This is a genomic window from Flectobacillus roseus, assembly GCF_030056595.1.
GTDB classification, from domain to species: Bacteria; Bacteroidota; Bacteroidia; order Cytophagales; family Spirosomataceae; genus Flectobacillus; species Flectobacillus roseus.
On sequence record NZ_JASHIF010000012.1, the window covers coordinates 254,281 to 272,496 of the forward strand.

Genomic DNA, 18,216 nt, shown 5'->3' on the forward strand with positions numbered 1-18,216 from the left:
CTAAACATTTGATTAACTTTGATGTCAAAAGCCCAAGAATCCATTCATGGGAATTTATCGGTCATTTATCAAAACTGTTTATTGAAATGCTCAAATTCGTTCTTATAGTAGTGCTCATTTTCTTTGTATTTCCGAAATTATTGAAATGGGCATTGAAAGGCTTTGTGGTTTCACAAATCAACAAAGCCCAACAGGAATTCCAACAACAATACAATCCCAATACGAGCACCAATCGTCCTAAAAAACGTGATGGTCAAGTAGATGTGGATTTTATGCCCCCAAAGTCAGGCAAAAACTCTGATGATTTTAATGGTGGCGAATATATCGATTACGAAGAAGTGAAATAATAGTTCAGCTATTGGTGGTCAGCTTTCAGCAATGAACAATACTGCTTATAAGGTATTTTCTTTTCTAGTGTTAGAAAAGAATTTATTGAACTGATAGCTGACTGCCCAAAGCATTTTACCAAAAGATTATTAAGTGTTTGATTAATTGGATAATTCAAATATCACCAAATCAATTTTTAAATACCTATTTTGCCAACGAACATCATTTTCATCGATAAAAACAGGCTTTTTAAATCCTATTTTTATCCATTTATCTAAAAAATATAACAAACATCGACTTTTATCAACTATAAAATCGTATTTTTGTAAAAATCAGTAGAATGATTAAGTATAAATCACATATAATATTTTCTATTTTCATTCTATTATTGATGTTCGTACACATTAATTCAGTTGTAGCTTACAGTGGCCAAAATTGTACAAAAGAAAGATTTTATACGCTAAAATGCTCATACAAATCTTTCCAAGTAGTTCCTCTTAGTTCGCAACAAACAAAACATTCGTCGGATGATTTTGACCTAACGACTTCTGATTCAAATGAAGAAGACGAAAATCAAGATTTTTCGTACAAAATAAATTTGAGTTTGTTTGAAGAAACTAGTAATGGGTTAGGAAGCACAATTTTGACTCGAATCACAACTGGATATTCCTTAAACTATTATGGTGTAGAACAAAAGCGATCTACGCCTCCTCCTCGGTTATAACATAATATCTTTCCACTAGAATACCTACTAGATTCAAAAAACAGCCACTGTTTCAAGGATTTGAAATAGAAAACGATACTTTTTGAATTATACTTCATCCAATTAATCAACAAACAAAAAACAACTGTTGGAGATGCTTGTCGGAGCATCTCCAGCTACTTTTCTATTCAGCGTAGTAGGCTATAGCTCATAATTTCTCCTTTCCATAATCTTGAATTTATACAATTGTTACAGTTTGTAAGTAAGCATGTTGTTTATAAAGACCATTCAATCAATGGTTTTAGCACAGCATATTTCTCAACCAAAGCAATAAGAAGCACTTTGATTCAATACATTGATAAGCTCAAAGGATAAGGAAAAGTCTCTCCTTAGACCACTTAGAGATTATCTCATTCAGACAAATAGAAAAATTATGAAGAGAATTCTGTTCGCAGCCAGCCTTTGTGTACTATTGGCATCCTGCAACAAAAAAGAAGAAAAAGCTGACATCACGCTTGAAAACTTTACAGTAACCTCCCCAATTGTGGTGGATACTTTTTTACACAATGACTATGTAGCCGAAATCAATGCGGTTCAAAATGTAGAAATCAGAGCACGCATCAAAGGCTATCTTGAAAAAATTTACATAGACGAAGGTAAATATGTCCAACAAGGTCAGTTGTTATTTACCATCAACAACCCCGAATTGAAGGAAGAGTACATGCGTACCAAGGCAGTAGTCAGAAGTACCATGACCGAACTCAAAGCCGCTGAACTCGACTTTAGTAATGTAAAAAAATTAGTTGATAAAAACGTTGTCTCAAAAACTGAACTCGAACTCGCTCAAAATAAAGTAGAGCTTGCCAGTGCCAAGGTAGAAGAAGCTCAAGCCAATGAGTCTTTTGCCAAAATCAAACTAACATATCTTCAAATTAAAGCACCTTTTAATGGTATTGTCAACCGTATTCCAAATAAACCTGGGAGTTTGATGGAAGATGGAACTTTGTTGACAACGATTTCTAAAAACGATGAAGTTTTTGCCTATTTTGATGTTTCTGAAAAAGAATATTTAGACTTTGCCGATAATGCTCGAAAGCAAAAAGATACAGCTCCGCAAGTAACGCTCTTACTAGCCAATGGCGAAGAACACGACTACAAAGGTCATGTAGAAACCAGTGAAGGCGAATTTGACAAAAGCACTGGTAACATTGCCTTTCGTGCACGCTTTCCCAACCCTCAAAAAATCCTCAAACATGGTGCGACAGGTAAAGTTCGTATTTTGCAACGCTACCGCAATGCGATGATTATTCCTCAAAAAGCTACTTTTGAGATTCAAGATCGCATGTATGTATATGTAGTAGACAACAAAAACAAAGTAAAATCTAGGGCTATTAAAACCTCCAAACGTTTACCTCACTTCTATATCGTAGACTCAGGACTCAACACAGACGACCGAGTGGTATATGATGGTATTCAAAATTTAAAAGAAGGTTCGGAAATCAAACCGAAGTTTGTAGCACTCAAAACCATTGCCAAAGAGCTTTCTAAAACAGATTCTCATTAGTAGACCCTAAGATTTTTCACTATGTTTAGTAATTTCATCAATAGACCCGTGCTATCGTTGGTTATATCCATCTTCATTGTGATTTTGGGTTTATTATCAATGACAAGCCTTCCTGTGACGCAATATCCAGATATTGCTCCTCCAGCAGTTACTGTTACAACCAAATATACAGGTGCCAACGCCGAAGTTTGTGCCAAAGCGGTGGTGACTCCCCTCGAACGAGCCATCAATGGTGTGCCCGGAATGACCTACATGACCTCGGTATCGGGTAACGACGGTACAAGTATTATTCAAGTATATTTCGAAGTTGGTACCGATCCCGACGTAGCGGCAGTAAACGTACAAAACCGCGCGACAACTGTGCTTGATGAGTTGCCTGAAGAAGTAATCAAAGCTGGTGTTGTGACCGAAAAAGAAGTAAACAGTATGCTTCTTTACATCAACTTGATTAGCGAAGATACAACTCTCGACGAAAAATTTATTTACAACTTTGCCGACATCAACGTATTGGCAGAATTAAAGCGTATCAATGGTGTAGGCTTTGTCGACATCATGGGTTCGCGAGAATATGCAATGCGTGTATGGCTTAAGCCAGGGCGTTTGGATGCCTATCAACTTTCGGCAGAAGATGTTATCAAAGCACTTCGTGAGCAAAACGTAGAAGCAGCCCCGGGTAAAATCGGGGAAAGCTCTGGTCGTCAGGCACAATCACTTCAGTATGTATTGCGCTATACGGGTAAAATGACCCAAAAAGAGCAGTATGAAAACGTGGTAATCAAAGTAACGGATAGTGGAGAAATGCTTCGTTTGAAAGATGTTGCCGATATTGAATTTGGCTCATTGGATTATGATGTACTTTCAAAAGAAAATGGAAAGCCATCGGCAGCTATCGTACTCAAACAGCGCCCAGGCTCGAATGCAAGTCAGGTTATTGCAGATATTAAATCTCGCTTGGAGTTTTTGAAAGAAACCTCATTCCCTCCTGGCATGACTTATACGCTAAGTTATGACGTATCCAGATTCCTAGATGCCTCGATTCATGAAGTAGTCAAAACTTTGTTTGAAGCATTTATCTTGGTAGCTATTGTGGTATTCTTATTCTTGCAAGATGTTCGTTCTACCTTGATTCCTGTGTTTGCTGTACCTGTATCCTTGATTGGTACATTTGCCTTCATGCAGTTGTTTGGCTTTTCGATTAACCTACTTACTTTATTCGCATTGGTATTAGCGATTGGTATTGTAGTCGACGATGCCATAGTAGTGGTGGAGTCTGTCCATGCCAAAATGGAGGAAAAACATTTGAGCGCCAAGCTTGCCACCATCGAGTCTATCAACGAAATCAGTAGCGCTATTATCGCCATTACTTTAGTGATGTCGGCGGTATTTATTCCTGTAGCATTTTTGGATGGTCCAGTTGGGGTGTTCTACCGACAATTTTCAGTGACTATGGCTATTGCGATTGTCATTTCGGGGGTCAATGCCCTTACGCTTACACCAGCTTTATGTGCATTGATTTTACAGAACCCTCATCATGGTGAGAAAAAGCAAAACCTTGTAACTCGTTTTTTTGATGCTTTCAACCATCAATTCAACCGACTGACTGGTCGTTATGGCTCATTGCTCAAAGCAATCGTCAATCGTAAGTTGGTTACTTTGGGTGTACTAATCGCATTTAGTATTGGCTCATGGGGTGTAGCAAGTATCTTACCAACCAGCTTTATTCCTACCGAAGACCAAGGAACTATCTATGCTAGTGTAACCACGCCTGTAGGCGCTACCCTTGAGCGAACAGAAGAGGTTATGAACCAAATCGATAAGATAGCTCAAACCCTACCAGAGGTATCTTCAATATCAAGCTTATCAGGTTTTAGTATGATGACCGACGGCGTTGGTGCATCATTTGGTATGAGTACTATCAACCTTAAACCTTGGGAAGAAAGAAAGGCCACCGCAAATAAATTGATTGATGAGTTAATTGCTAAAACAAAACATATTAAAGGCGCCGATATTCAATTCTTCCCTCCTCCTGCTGTACCGGGCTTTGGAAATGCCAGTGGTTTCGAAATGCGTTTATTAGATAAAACGGGCACAGGTAATCTTCAGAATATTGCCAAAGTAGCGGATGAGTTTATGGAAGAACTCCAAAAACGTCCTGAAATTAAGAACGTGTTTTCAAGTTTTAACCCTAACTTCCCTCAATATCTCATTCATGTTGACCAAGATTTAGCGGCAAAAAAAGGTATCTCGGTAGACAATGCCATGAGTAACCTCCAATCATTGATTGGTAGTTTTTATGCGACCAACTTTATTACATATGGACAAATGTACAAGGTAATGGTTCAGTCTGACCCCAAGTTTAGAGCACAGCCTGAAGACATTATGAAGTTGCGTATCAAAAACAAGAATGGAGAAATGGTACCTTATGCTATTTTTAGTAGAATCGAGCGCGTGTACGGTCCAGAGCAATTGACACGATATAATATGTATTTTTCGGCAATGCTCAATGGTGAGCCTGCTCCAGGCTACAGTACAGGTGATGCCATCAAAGCTATTAAAGAAGTGGCAAAAGCTAAACTTCCTCGTGGCTATACTTACGAATGGTCGGGTATGACACGTGAAGAGGTTTTGTCTGGTAACCAAGTAATTTATGTATTCTTAATTTGTTTGTTGTTTGTGTATTTATTGCTTTCAGCACAATATGAAAGCTTTATCCTTCCTCTTGCAGTATTGATTTCTTTGCCTATTGGGATTTTTGGCTCATTGTTTTTCTTGTACATTTTTGGTCTTGAAAACAATATTTATGCTCAAGTTGCCATGGTCATGTTGATAGGTTTATTGGGTAAAAACGCCATTTTGATTGTGGAGTTTGCGATGCACGAACAATCTCAGGGACGAACCATCGTCCGAGCAGCCATTTCAGGTGCTATTGCCCGTTTCCGTCCAATTTTGATGACCTCCTTTGCCTTTATCGCAGGATTGTTACCCCTTATGTCGGCTTCAGGAGCTGGTGCTATTGGTAACAGAACTATCGGTACGGCGGCGGCAGGCGGAATGCTCTTTGGTACTGTTTTCGGTATTGTGATTATCCCTGGGCTTTATGTACTCTTTGCCAGTTTAGCGAGTAAAAAGAAGTCCAAAAACAACAAAAAAATTGAAGAAGCTTATGTTTAGATATAAAAAAGGTCTTTTATTGGCTCTGGTAGTACTAGGACTAGGGGCCTGTAAAATCAAACCTGAAGTGCCACAAAACAAGCCTTTACTGGTGGCATCAAGTACTTTTACTAGTTATTCAGACTCAACTCAAAAAGAGATTCCCAATATTGGGACATTTTTTGCTGACAGCACGCTATCAGCTCTGATTGATACGGCTCTGAATAATAACTTTGACTTGCAAGTAGCAATGCAACGAGTAGAAGTAGCACGTGCAGGAATTCGTTTCAGTCGAGGATTGGGGATTCCAGAAGTAAGCGCTGGCGTCGTTGCAGGTGGAAAAAAGTTTGGAGATTATACCATTGATGGAGTTGGGAATTATGACACGCAATTTTCGACTAACCTCAATGACAAACAAAGCATCCCACAACCTTTCATTCCAGATTATATGTTAGGATTGCAATCTTCATGGGAAGTAGATGTTTGGGGAAAACTCAAAAGTCAAAAGAAGGCAGCACTAGCCCGATTCCTTTCTTCTGAATTTGGAAAAAACTTAGTGCAAACTCAGCTAGTATCCGAAATTGCAGATGCTTATTTCGAACTTTTGATTTTAGATAATGAATTAGACTTTTTAGAAGAAAATATTAAACTACAGCAGTTTTCTCTCGACATTGTCAGAGTAATGAAGCAAGCAGGTGAAGCCAATCAACTAGGGGTAGAATTACTAAAAGCCCAATTACTCAGCTCAGCTGCCATGAAAGTGGAAGTAAATCAACAAATTATCCAGAATGAAAGTCGAATCAACTTTTTGATGGGTCGTTATCCACAGCCTATCAAGAGACCTAAATTTGCTTGGGAGAAAGTTATTCCTCCTACACTTTCGGCTGGAGTTCCGTCAGGATTACTTAAAAACAGACCCGATATTCGTCAAGCGGAGTTGGAATTGCAAGCACGAAATGCTGATTTATACACGGCAAAAGCGGCATTCTATCCATCTTTCAACATCAATGCTAATTTAGGCTTACAGTCTTTTAAAGCATTACTGTTACTGAATCCAGCCTCAGCAGCATACGGTCTTGCAGGAAGTTTAATGGCACCGATTGCCAATAGAAGGGCCTTAGCAGCAGACTTGATGGCATCACGTGCCGAACAAAAAACTGCTTATATCGGCTACCAAAAAAGTATTGTAAACGCCTTTACTGAAGTTTACAACTATCTTTATTTGATAAAAACTAACGCTGATATTTATAAATTAAAGTCAGAGGAAGTAAACACGCTAAAAAATTCGATTGGAATTTCAACCGACCTTTTCCGTTCGGGTCGTGCTACCTATTTGGAGGTAATTACCGCTCAAAAAAATGCCTTACAGTCACAAATTGAGCTAATTAACGTGAAGAAAAAGCAGTACAATGCCGTAGTTGGACTATACAGAGCATTAGGTGGCGGCTGGAAATAGAAGAAGGTCTGAGTTTTAGAATTAGGACTATACTCCATGTATCAAAAAAGCGTTTGGGAAATATTTCCCAAACGCTTTTTTGATACTACTATGCTATATCTGACTCGGCTTAAGACATAATCATTGCGTCTCTACTACTAGAATACAATTTTAAAATAATCACTCATTCACTCAATCTCAATTCACTAAATAGGTAAGAATGAAGTCTTGCGTCTTAAATCTCTTCTTTCAGCAATTTTTCTACCACTTCAGGGAAGTGCTTATGCTCTAACACTTGTCCTTTTTTAGCTACATCTTCAGGAGTATCGGTAGGAGTTACGGGATATGATGCTTGAAAAATAATAGCTCCTTCATCATAATGTTCGTTCACAAAGTGAATCGTAATACCCGATTCGGTTTCTTTATTTTCCACCACAGCTTCGTGAACAAAATGTCCATACATGCCTTTTCCTCCAAATTTAGGTAATAAGGCAGGATGAATATTGATGATTTTGTTAGGAAATGCCGCTACCAAATTCGAAGGAATCAACCACAAGAAACCTGCTAAAACTACCCAATCAATTTCATTTTCTTTCAATAAGTCTACAATCTTATCTGACTTAAATTCGCTTATATTAAACAATACCAAAGGAATATTCAAACGTTCTGCACGTTGGATTACACCAGCAGAAGGATTGTTACAAAGAATCAATTTGACTTGAGCCAAATCTGAATCTTTAAAATATTCAACCAAACGCTCGGCATTCGAGCCTGACCCAGAGGCAAATACAGCAAGATTTTTCAAGATTTTTGAGGGAGTTTTATTCTACATTTTTTTACAAATTTATAGGATACGTTCCAACCATACTACTGCATTTGTACTCTTTATTCAAAAATGAAAAAGATTCTAAACTCGTTAACTGTAAAATTTATGAAAATTGGACTTCTATTTTTGCTTTTTATGATTGGTGCAAGTGCTTGTCATCCTATCGAAAATGATGCCTCTGCCAAAGGAAATATCGGTAATTTGGATAGCCTAAAAGGCACGTGGACACTCAAATATGTTTTCCTTGGCGATGTGATCGATCAACCGTGTTCATCTAGTAAAATGTCGCATGACATTACACTAAACATTACCAATCAACTAGTCGACAATACCACAGACACATTTGTCATCAACGGAAAATCAGCCGTTAATTCGATTTTTGGTGGACTGAAAATACTATCTTTTGATGAGAATACTCAGATTGGGAAAGCTGCTATAACACAATTAGGAAGTACTAAAATGGCAGGACCAGAAGATTTGATGAATTGCGAGTTGAGATATTTCACGCTCTTAAACGCCACAAAAGATTTTAAAATATTTAAAGATACTGACGGAAAAACGTACTTACATCTTGGAGACTTTAAGACTGATAATCAACCCTCTAGAAATGGTGGAATGTATTTAATTTATATCAAAAATTAAGTTTTATATTTTTAAACCTTTTTTGAAAATATTGTCTTACTAAATAAATTTTGACATTACATTATTTTACCTGCCAAGATATTACACCTAAAGAGGTTCTAACACACAATATGCACCTCTATTAAAGTTATCATTGAATGGGCTAAATACAAGGATGATTTGCTTTGTGGAAAAAATCCAGCTCTCTTAGATTGACAGCGTAATGGCCAGAATGCTTGTATTTCCTATTCGTTTTCAGACATTACACCGCTTAATGTATAAAAAATTGCTTACTTCTAACCTATCGATGGGGCTACTTTGGTAGCCCTTTATTTTTCAGGTATCATACCAAATTTAGTGATTTGTGATTGAGCGATTATTCGTTAAATCTACTGATGTATTATGCTGACATATTGTATCAAAAAAAGCGGTCGAAAATGATTTTTCGACCGCTTTTTTTGATACTTTACTTCGGAAGAGTACATATTTAGACGCAAAGCACTACGTCTCTACTCATGAAATATAGATTTAAAAATAATTACTAAATCGCAATTCACTAATTAGAAGGTGACTCCTCTTGCGAAAGTACTTTAGTAAGCCAATGCACGAACCTGACGTTTAGCCGCCTCAAAAGCCCCAAACATTACAGCTGAAAACAAAAGGTTACTCATCAAAGTATTTTTTACGTATGGAATTGCATTTGCGTAAGACAATGCCAAACCATTCATATCTTGTGTATAAAGCTTGCCTTCAGTCCAAACAAAAAAGTTAGAAACTAAGAAAAAAGCAAGCGTTCCCAACAAATTAGCGAATAATACATTTTGTGCAGTTACTTTTTTCAAAAGAAGAATACCAACTGTTACCATTACTGCAAAACTTACAAATACACCGGGCTCAATTCCAAAAGAGAAAGTTGGATAATATTCTTTGTAAACAACATTGTTCAACACCAAGTTTGAAAGCCACAATGCCAACATAGGAATAGCATACGACCAACGTTTGTTAGCGAAGTACGCGCCTCCAAAAAGTGCCATCGCTCCTACTGGAGAAAAGTTGGCTAAAGAAGGGGTTAAAAATAAAAAACGACTCAACGCAGCTACTGTAATCATTCCCACGATTACCCCAAAACGAAGGTTTATTGAATTTTTCATGAAATGTCTTGATTTGATACACAACAAATTTAATAACCTTTCAATATTTAGCAGTAATTTTGGGGTATAAATAAACACGATTCTTGATTTCGTGCTACAAATCATGCCAGTATTCTCGAAAAATTTCAAATTAGGCCTTTTAGGCGGTGGCCAATTAGGCCGTATGATGCTCCAAGCTGCTATCGATTTAGACATCCATGTGAAGGCGCTCGATCCAGACCCCAACGCTCCATGTGCTAAAATTGCACCTGAGTTTGTCTGTGGTTCATTCTTGGATTTTGATACCGTATATGCTTTCGGTCAAGACTGCGAAGTAATAACCATCGAAATCGAAAATGTCAATCTCGATGCTTTGAAAAAACTTCAGTCTGAAGGTAAGAAGGTATTCCCTCAACCAGAAGTATTAGAGTTGATTCAAGATAAACGTATCCAGAAGCAGTTCTATCGTGATCATCAATTACCAACAGCCGACTTTGTCTTGACCGACAATGCCGAAGCTGTTGCAGTCAATGTTGATTTCTTGCCAGCGTTCAATAAACTAGGGCGTGGTGGATACGATGGGAAAGGCGTTCAGCGCATCAGCTCAGCCGAGGATGTGCACCTTGCCTTTACAGAACCGAGTCTTTTAGAAAAAGCTGTAGACTTTGCAAAAGAAATCGCTGTTATCGTTGCTCGTAATGAACAAGGTGAATGTAAAACCTTCCCTACGGTAGAGTGTGTGTTCCATCCTGTTCACAATTTGGTTGAGTATCTTTTCGCTCCAGCAGACGTTTCGGAAGAAATTAGCGAAAAAGCAAAAGCGATTGCCATAGAAACTGCCGAAAAGTTAGGGATTGTAGGATTACTTGCAGTCGAACTATTTTTGACAAAAGATGGAGAAGTACTAATCAACGAAGTAGCTCCTCGTACTCACAACAGTGGTCACCACACGATTCGTGCGAACCATACTTCGCAGTTTGAGCAACATTTACGTGCCGTTTTAGGATTGCCACTTGGTGATACTACCGCTCACAGCACCGCTGCGATGGTAAATCTTTTAGGCGAAGATGGTTATTCGGGCGACGCTCTATATGAAGGTATGTCCGACGTTTTGAGCGTTGCAGGCGTGTATCCATTTTTATATGGTAAAACTACAACAAAACCATTCCGCAAAATGGGACACGTTACTGTTGTAGAAAATGACCTAGCAAAACTGAAAGAAAAAGTAGATTTCGTGAAAAACACGTTGAAAGTAATCGCATAAATTATTAGTCGTCATTTCATTCATAAAAATCAATACATTCCAATGGTAGGAATCATCATGGGTAGCATCTCTGACTTAAAAGTTATGCAAGAAGCTGCCGACGTTATCAAAGAATTAGGCGTAGACTACGAAATCGATATTGTATCGGCACACCGTACACCCATTAAAATGGTTGAATATGCCCAAACAGCTCGTGAACGTGGTATTAAAGTAATCATTGCTGGCGCTGGTGGTGCTGCGCACTTGCCAGGAATGGTAGCTTCTGTTACTACTTTACCAGTAATTGGTGTACCAGTAAAATCATCTAATTCTATTGATGGATGGGATTCTGTACTTTCTATTTTGCAGATGCCATCTGGCGTTCCTGTAGCTACAGTTGCGTTGAATGGCGCTAAAAATGCAGGAATCTTAGCTGTGCAAATGTTAGGTATCGAAAACTCTTCGATTGCCGAAACTTTGGCTGAATACAAAAAACAGCTAAGTAGCAAGGTAGACGATATGGTTACTGAATTGAAAAAAACCATTCAATAAATTATTTATCAAAAATCTCTTTCCCTTACAAGTTCAATCGTTAACTTAGGAAAGATTATTGGGATATGCTAAATCCTAGTATTTTGCCCTAATTAACCTTACGAAGATGGAAGACAAAAGAAACCCTCGACCAGTTGAAGAAAGTTCTCAAGTCCCTAACATTACTCTATTAGTATTATTGGGATTGATTGCTGCGTTACTCTATGTTGGCTGGCAATACTTAAAGGAAGACTCTATTTCGGACAACGAACTTACCAATGCTGGCACAGACAGCATTGCTGTGATTGACAATAATAGAGAATCTCCAGTTGTAGCAGAAGCAACTTCTGATGAAGAAAGTGAAGATCAAGAAAAAGCAAAGGAGTCAGAAGAAAACAAAACAGATCGTAAAGAGGAACATAAAAAAGAAGTAAAGAAAGAGAAAAAATCTGAGTCTAAAGAAAAAACTCCGACTAAAACTAAAGTGGAGAAAAGCACGGATAGCAAAGCATCTGATGCTAGCCTAGGCAAAGGCGAAACAATCACTCACGTGGTGCAAGCAGGCGAAACTTTCTTTGGAATTGCCAACCGTTACAATCTCAAATGGCAATCTCTTCAAAAGCTCAATCCTAGCGTAAATCCTGAGGGCATCAAAGTAGGGGTTACAAAATTAAAGGTCAGAGTACTGAAAGTTCATACCGTTGGCTCAGGCGATGTACTTCGTGTTATTGCACAAAAATATGGTGTTTCAAAAGCACTCATTATGCAAGCCAACAAAAAGACAAAAGATATTACCGAAAAAGGTGAAAAAATTATCATACCATTAAAGTAATTAACTAAATAGGTCGTCCATTTACTATGGACGACCTATTTAGTTAATTTACAAAGGATTCTCCACATAAAAGTGTACACCCTATTGCCTTGTTTTCTTCTTATTAATTTGTTATTTTCAGAACAAAATTTGTTTTTTTTGTACAAGATTAAATACATTGGTTTTCACCTTTTTGGTTTTTTCCATTTACCTAAGCATCTATAATTTAAGCACCTTATCTTGTGTCTTATCATGTCCTTATTTCTAGAACAAACTCCTACATTGTTTCGATTATGTAAAAGGGAGTTGTTAGTTAGCCGTATTTCAGTTATTAGTATAAATGTATGATCAAAATGGTACAATCAATGTGTACCACAGATATAGTATTAGTTTAATCTTTCCTGTTACTTAGAATCTATTATCTAGCCTTTATTTATGAGACCTATTCAATTTTACAGCCTGTATATTGATTTAACCCAAGACATACGTTTAGAGCTTGACGTATTTCCCAGAAACATATCATTTTACTTCACAAATGCATCCTCATTGGATCATGCAAGGTACCTAATTGAGCAAGAATATTTTGAGGTGATTGTTTTTAATGTCGATAATGTTGGCGAAGAAGAAGTTCGCTTAATTGCAGACATTCCTAAAAATACCTCTATCATCGTTATATCTAATGATTACGACACTATTTTTGACCCCCATGATATAGATAATGTTATTCTATTTACGCTAAAGCCAATCGATCCCGAGAAGTTACAAAACCTCCTCATAAGAGTTCTTAGTAAATATGTACTACCTAAGGTAAAGCACCTTGACTATTTTGACTTTTTCTTTACTGGGTCAGAAATGACTAAAATAAATTTCAATGATATTTTTTATGTTGAAGCTGTAGGAACATTTTCTAATGTATTTCTTCTTGATCAAGTCATTTTAGTAAAAGAATCGATTTCTTCGCTAGAAGAACGTCTTCCTTCCAAAAATTTTGTTCGATTACATCGCTCATTTATTATTAATACCCAAAAAATTTTACGGATATCCTCAAAAGAAATTGAATTAAACAATGCTAAAAAATTACCAATTGGACGATCCTATCGTAACAAGATAGGATACATTTCTTATTTAATTGATCGTTTACTAATATGATTCTTACCTTAGAAATATTCTTATCCTCTATAAAACAAAAATAAAGACTACGCTCGTAGTCTTTATTTAACGATAAGTTCGATTATCATCCGCTCGCAACGAATTTCATCTATACTTCTATCTTTTGTATTTTTAAGTCCTCCTTAGGCTCAAATATCTTTATTTTACTCTGCTCTATCTTATTTTAGCTATTACCATTGGAACACATATCACAGGTGCGCATTCTGCAACACATACCACGTATGACAGGGGCATGATTCGACAAAAATCTGTACTCGGTAATGTTGTTATTTTTGTTCCAATTACTGCAGAGAGGTTTGTATTACACAATACATAATGGTTATACACTCCGTTACTTAATCCTGAAAAGGTTGTGCCATTTTGTACTTGCTGGATTACTCCTCGACCATCGGTTAGTATATACTGAGGAGACAAACCTACTGAATTGGGCACTGTAACGCTATTGGTTGTCGTATTACAATCGCATATCGATAAATCAACTGCCGTACTCTTCAAACAGTGATCTATATCTCCCAGATTTTTCCCTATTTCTAGTGAGGGCAAACTCGTTTGTGTATTATCCCAAGTTATGGCTACAGCTTTATAACTGCCAACGCCAACAGCATCTATGGTTCCGGAATTAACGACTGATTTATATCTGATAATATTACCTCCATCCACTAATACAACATAACTCACGATATTCGCTCCTACACTTTGACCATTCAAGTTTAGTTGGATTGTACCTGGTTTAAAATTGCAGCCCAAGGTTTGACCTAACATGGTATAACCACATATCATTAATAAAGATAATAACAGCAAGAAGCTTTTGGGAAAGTACTTTTTCATAACACTGTCTTCTGTAGTATGATAGAGAGGGAGCAAAACTCCCTCTCTTCTAGTCTTAGAATCCAAGTACCCCTGGATTAATATCTGTTGGACAGTTTACTGTTGTGGTGGTCTCATTAGAGGTTTTTGGTGTGCCTCCATTTGAACTTACAACCGCTGTATTCTTGAACACTCCACTGAAGTTGGCCTTCACATTGATGCTCAAACTTACACTTTGTCCTGCTGGTATCTGCGTTGATCCATTGTTGCTACAAGTCACCACTTGACCTACTGCACTACAAGTAAAGCCTCCTGTACTTGGGCCACTCACAAATTGTAAACCTATCGGTAAGTTGTCTGTCACAGTAATCGTTCCTGTTGTAGCTCCTGTTCCGCCATTGGCGATATTGAAACTATAAGCAAAGTTCGTGCCTACTGTTGCTACCACTGGTGCACTCTTCGTGATCGTCAAGTTAGCTTGTGGTAAAGCATTGATGGTCGTTGGTACCTCGTTCGATGGTTTTGGTGTCGTTACTGGATCTCCACCACCTGTTACATAAGCCGTGTTCTTCACTGGTAAGCCCGATGCTGGTGCCGTCGTTGGATTCACTGTCAATACTATCGTGCTACTACCATTAGCTGCTATCGAAGCTGTTGTTGTACAAGTCACTGCTTGACCCACTGCACTACAAGTCAAACCTGAACCACTGAATGTCACATAACTCAACTCACTTGGTAAGTTATCCGTTACGGTAATCGTTCCTGTACTCGCTGCTAAACCTGTGTTGTTTACCGTCAAGGTATAGTTGAAATTCGTTCCTACTGTTGCCGTTGATGGTCCAGACTTCACTACTACCAAATTCGGTGTTGGTGGGTTTGTAATTACTGTGGTTACGCTGTTAGACGTTTCTGTGCTTGTGTCTCCACCGCCTACTACGCTACCTACGTTGGTGTAAGTGCCTGCCTGCGTTGGTTTCACCGTCAAACTCATCGAGCTACTACCACTTACAGCTATCACTCCACTGTTGGTACAAGTCACCAATTGTCCTGTTGCACTACAGCTCCAGCCATTGCCACCACCACTCACAAACTGTAAGCCTGTTGGTAAGTTGTCTGTCACTGTAACTACTCCCGCTGTTGAGGCCGTTCCTGAGTTTGTTACTACCAACGTGTAATCATAGTTCGTATTCACAATTCCTGTTACAGGGCCTGACTTGCTAATCAATGAGTTTGGTTTTGGTGCTGGTGTAATATCCGTCGTCACTGGGTTCGATGGTTTTGGTGTCGTACTTGGATCTCCACCTCCTATCACACTTGCCGTATTCACTACTGATGAACCACTCGCCGCATCCAATGCCTTCACTGTCAAGGTCAATACATTACTACCATTTACAGCCACTACATTGCTCGTCATACAAGTCACTGTTTGACCTACTGCACTACAACTCCAACCTGCTCCACTAAAGCCTACATATTGTAAGTTTGTCGCTAAAACATCCGTTACGGTTATTGTTCCACTCGTCGCTGCATTTCCTGTATTGTTTACAGTCAAGGTATAATTGTAATTCGTGCCTACTGTCGCTGTTACTGGACCTGACTTCACAATCGAAATACTTGGTTTTGGTGTCGGGTTAATCGTAGTCGTTACTGGATTCGACGGTTTTGGCGTAGTACTTGGGTCGCCACCACCACTCACATAAGCTGTGTTTATTGCTGGTGAGTTGGCAGCACTAACCGCTTGTACTGTCAAGATGATGTTTGAGTTGGCATTCACAATAATGGATGCATTACTCGTACATGTCACCAATTGTCCACTCGCACTACAACTCCATACACTACCTGTACTACTTGAACCTACAAAGGCAATACCTGTCGGTAGGTTATCGGTCACCGTGATTGTTCCACTTGTCCCCGCTGTACCATTGTTACTAACCGTTAGGGTATAATCAAAGTTGCTTCCCACTGTTACTGACGATGGACCTGCCTTCGCTATCACTAAGTTTGGTTTCGCTGGTTCATTAATCACGGTCGTCACTGGGTTCGATGGACGTTTAGCTACGATATCTCCACCACCACTTACCCATGCTTTGTTCACCACAGTACCTGTCACTGAGCTCACTACTGTCAAGTTCAATGAGCTACTGCCTCCTGCGGCAATGCCAGTCGTTGTGGTACAACTTACCAACACACGACCACCCGCTATTGTACTACTGCTACAACTCCATCCTGTTCCTGAGCCTGATACAAAACTCAAGCCTGTTGCCAAGGTATCACTTACTACGGTTGTTCCAAATGTACTTGTCGTTCCGCTATTACTTACCGTTAAGGTGTAGTTATAGTTGGTTCCCTTTTCTGCTACACTTGGTCCTGATTTAACAATTGCTAACTCTGGTACACAAACTACATAACCTACTGCATTGGTAATATCTACACAAGTGCCACTCACACCATTGATGGTTCCTCCTACGGTCAATCCTGAAACTGTACCTGTGTAACTTACACCATACACATTGTAAACACCATTGCCATTATTGCTGAAACTTGGACTATTCGAGATAGATAAGATTCTACCTTTTCCATCTGTTAAAACATAAACATCTGTCTGACCCGGTAAAGCGGTCTTCCCTGTTTGACCTACTGTGAACACGCCTGTCGCATTGTTACAGTCGCATATCGAAATAGGTACTGCCACCGTCTTGCTACATGAACTCACGAGGTTGATATCGCCACCTACAGTCAAATTCGGTGAAACGCTATTGTTATACGTCACCGCTACCGCTTGGTAAGTATTCGCACTCACATTGGCGATGCTCATTACATTCACCGGTGACACATATTGGATTACACCAGACGAATTCGTCAATACTAACTGGGAACTCACATTTGAGCCTGTGGTTTGACCACTCAAACTCATCGTTACGGTTCCTGATTTGTAGTTACAAGCCTGTCCATAAGAACTTTCCCATAACATAAGCATAAGGAAGGCTACCCCTAAGCTTTTTCCATACCTTTGAAAAAAACCTAGAACTTTTTCTTGAATTATATAAGTCATCATATCTTTCTTGCTTGGTTAGGGTTAAAGCTTACTTAGGACACCTGCACTAATACCACAGCCTACCGTCGTCGTATTGCTCGTTGCACTATTGTTGCTCGTGTTGGTTTCTCCACCTCCTGAAACGATACCGCTAATTGCAATACCTCCTGTGGTTGTTGGGGTAACATTTAATGGAAAACTCACGCTGCCACTCGCTGGAATATTCGGTGAACTATTCGTACATACGATAGTTGTAGCGCCAGCTACGGGGCCTGTCGGTGCACAAGTCCAACCGCTACCACCACCACTATTGAAAGTTAATCCTGTAGGAATGCTAAAGCTCTCACTCACGCTACCTGTACTAGCTCCTGAACCTACGTTGTTTACCGTTACAGTATACACAAAAGGAGTACTTGGCGTACCTGTACTTGGTCCACTGATACTAGTCGTTAGGTCTGATACCGGAGGCGTTGGACATACCGTCGCTGTACCATAATTGTCTTTATAGCTATCTGATAAGGCTCCACTTACACCACTCAAATATATGGAGTTAGCAGAATTTAATTTCGGAGTATCTGCGCCACCTGTACCATCTGCCACGTTGCGATACATGCGAATACTGCCAATACAAGCTTGTGTACGGAATCGAAATAAAGGAATCTCTACACCTGCTACGATATTCGGAAGAATTGGACTTCCTGTCAAAGCAAAATAACCATACTCTGTAGTCGTATTGAGCGCCGTTCGCTGAGTAGACCAGATATAGTTCCCTGCATTGGTAGAAGGTAGTAAGTCTTCCACGCCTCCAACTAAATTTGTCATCGAGGTACTCGTAGCACTTATAGGGGCAAAAGTACCTATGGG

15 protein-coding genes are annotated in these 18,216 nt (G+C 38.9%); 10 read left to right on the forward strand and 5 right to left on the reverse strand.

Features of this window, described 5'->3' with window-relative positions; translation table 11 throughout:
* The first annotated feature begins 86 nt into the window (after window positions 1–86).
* The 5 genes from QM524_RS16315 (at window position 87) to QM524_RS16335 (ending at window position 7,200) form a co-directional block, all read left to right on the forward strand.
* Window positions 87–347: a DUF4834 family protein gene (locus QM524_RS16315; RefSeq protein ID WP_283345386.1), complete on the forward strand. Its 261-nt coding sequence runs from the start codon at window positions 87–89 to the stop codon at window positions 345–347.
* 371 nt (window positions 348–718) lie between these two features.
* Complete coding sequence (locus tag QM524_RS16320; protein WP_283345387.1) at window positions 719–1,051, forward strand: hypothetical protein; 333 nt, start codon at window positions 719–721, stop codon at window positions 1,049–1,051.
* Between the two features lie 412 nt (window positions 1,052–1,463).
* Window positions 1,464–2,594, forward strand: coding sequence for an efflux RND transporter periplasmic adaptor subunit (locus QM524_RS16325; protein WP_283345388.1), 1,131 nt, complete (start codon window positions 1,464–1,466; stop codon window positions 2,592–2,594).
* Between the two features lie 21 nt (window positions 2,595–2,615).
* Window positions 2,616–5,765 (forward strand): efflux RND transporter permease subunit, encoded by a 3,150-nt coding sequence (locus tag QM524_RS16330; protein ID WP_283345389.1) that lies wholly within the window; start codon window positions 2,616–2,618, stop codon window positions 5,763–5,765.
* Window positions 5,758–7,200 carry a TolC family protein gene (locus QM524_RS16335; protein WP_283345390.1) on the forward strand — a complete coding sequence of 481 codons (1,443 nt, stop codon included), beginning with the start codon at window positions 5,758–5,760 and terminating at the stop codon, window positions 7,198–7,200. The genes QM524_RS16330 and QM524_RS16335 overlap by 8 nt, the downstream gene beginning before the upstream one ends.
* Window positions 7,201–7,414: 214 nt before the next feature.
* Here QM524_RS16335 and purN read toward each other — a convergent pair whose 3' ends face one another.
* A complete protein-coding gene (gene purN / locus QM524_RS16340) occupies window positions 7,415–7,984 on the reverse strand; it encodes a phosphoribosylglycinamide formyltransferase (RefSeq protein ID WP_283345391.1) in 570 nt (189 codons plus the stop codon).
* 90 nt (window positions 7,985–8,074) lie between these two features.
* Here purN and QM524_RS16345 point away from each other — a divergent pair, with 90 nt between their 5' ends.
* Entirely contained in the window at window positions 8,075–8,647 is a 573-nt protein-coding gene (locus QM524_RS16345) for an META domain-containing protein (protein ID WP_283345392.1), read from the forward strand.
* Between the two features lie 569 nt (window positions 8,648–9,216).
* Here QM524_RS16345 and QM524_RS16350 read toward each other — a convergent pair.
* Window positions 9,217–9,777, reverse strand: a complete 561-nt coding sequence (locus QM524_RS16350; protein ID WP_095164156.1) for a DUF6580 family putative transport protein — start codon at window positions 9,775–9,777, stop codon at window positions 9,217–9,219.
* A gap of 103 nt (window positions 9,778–9,880) precedes the next feature.
* On the opposite strand from QM524_RS16350, the gene QM524_RS16355 reads away from it, so the two are divergent.
* From QM524_RS16355 to QM524_RS16370, 4 genes are all read left to right on the forward strand, one after another.
* Window positions 9,881–11,020 carry a 5-(carboxyamino)imidazole ribonucleotide synthase gene (locus QM524_RS16355; protein WP_283345393.1) on the forward strand — a complete coding sequence of 380 codons (1,140 nt, stop codon included), beginning with the start codon at window positions 9,881–9,883 and terminating at the stop codon, window positions 11,018–11,020.
* 42 nt (window positions 11,021–11,062) lie between these two features.
* Window positions 11,063–11,551, forward strand: coding sequence for a 5-(carboxyamino)imidazole ribonucleotide mutase (gene purE / locus QM524_RS16360; RefSeq protein ID WP_283345394.1), 489 nt, complete (start codon window positions 11,063–11,065; stop codon window positions 11,549–11,551).
* 106 nt (window positions 11,552–11,657) lie between these two features.
* On the forward strand, window positions 11,658–12,362 hold the full coding sequence (locus tag QM524_RS16365) for a LysM peptidoglycan-binding domain-containing protein (RefSeq protein WP_283345395.1): 705 nt from the start codon (window positions 11,658–11,660) through the stop codon (window positions 12,360–12,362).
* Between the two features lie 414 nt (window positions 12,363–12,776).
* Window positions 12,777–13,490 (forward strand): LytR/AlgR family response regulator transcription factor, encoded by a 714-nt coding sequence (locus QM524_RS16370; RefSeq protein ID WP_283345396.1) that lies wholly within the window; start codon window positions 12,777–12,779, stop codon window positions 13,488–13,490.
* 174 nt (window positions 13,491–13,664) lie between these two features.
* On the opposite strand, the gene QM524_RS16375 is transcribed toward QM524_RS16370, so the two are convergent.
* The 3 genes from QM524_RS16375 to QM524_RS16385 all read right to left on the reverse strand — a co-directional run.
* Window positions 13,665–14,339: a hypothetical protein gene (locus QM524_RS16375; protein ID WP_283345397.1), complete on the reverse strand. Its 675-nt coding sequence runs from the start codon at window positions 14,337–14,339 to the stop codon at window positions 13,665–13,667.
* Window positions 14,340–14,394: 55 nt separating this feature from the next.
* Entirely contained in the window at window positions 14,395–17,373 is a 2,979-nt protein-coding gene (locus tag QM524_RS16380) for a beta strand repeat-containing protein (protein WP_283345398.1), read from the reverse strand.
* 21 nt (window positions 17,374–17,394) lie between these two features.
* A partial coding sequence (locus QM524_RS16385) for a hypothetical protein (protein ID WP_283345399.1) occupies window positions 17,395–18,216 on the reverse strand: 822 nt, incomplete at its 5' end.

Coding starts and splice junctions, on each gene's coding strand:
- QM524_RS16315 (WP_283345386.1), top strand. CDS start 87: ATGCTCAAATTCGTTCTTATAGTAGTGCTCATTTTCTTTGTATTTCCG.
- QM524_RS16320 (WP_283345387.1), top strand. CDS start 719: ATGTTCGTACACATTAATTCAGTTGTAGCTTACAGTGGCCAAAATTGT.
- QM524_RS16325 (WP_283345388.1), top strand. CDS start 1,464: ATGAAGAGAATTCTGTTCGCAGCCAGCCTTTGTGTACTATTGGCATCC.
- QM524_RS16330 (WP_283345389.1), top strand. CDS start 2,616: ATGTTTAGTAATTTCATCAATAGACCCGTGCTATCGTTGGTTATATCC.
- QM524_RS16335 (WP_283345390.1), top strand. CDS start 5,758: ATGTTTAGATATAAAAAAGGTCTTTTATTGGCTCTGGTAGTACTAGGA.
- QM524_RS16345 (WP_283345392.1), top strand. CDS start 8,075: ATGAAAAAGATTCTAAACTCGTTAACTGTAAAATTTATGAAAATTGGA.
- QM524_RS16350 (WP_095164156.1), bottom strand. CDS start 9,777: ATGAAAAATTCAATAAACCTTCGTTTTGGGGTAATCGTGGGAATGATT.
- QM524_RS16355 (WP_283345393.1), top strand. CDS start 9,881: ATGCCAGTATTCTCGAAAAATTTCAAATTAGGCCTTTTAGGCGGTGGC.
- purE (WP_283345394.1), top strand. CDS start 11,063: ATGGTAGGAATCATCATGGGTAGCATCTCTGACTTAAAAGTTATGCAA.
- QM524_RS16365 (WP_283345395.1), top strand. CDS start 11,658: ATGGAAGACAAAAGAAACCCTCGACCAGTTGAAGAAAGTTCTCAAGTC.
- QM524_RS16370 (WP_283345396.1), top strand. CDS start 12,777: ATGAGACCTATTCAATTTTACAGCCTGTATATTGATTTAACCCAAGAC.
- QM524_RS16375 (WP_283345397.1), bottom strand. CDS start 14,339: ATGAAAAAGTACTTTCCCAAAAGCTTCTTGCTGTTATTATCTTTATTA.
- QM524_RS16380 (WP_283345398.1), bottom strand. CDS start 17,373: ATGATGACTTATATAATTCAAGAAAAAGTTCTAGGTTTTTTTCAAAGG.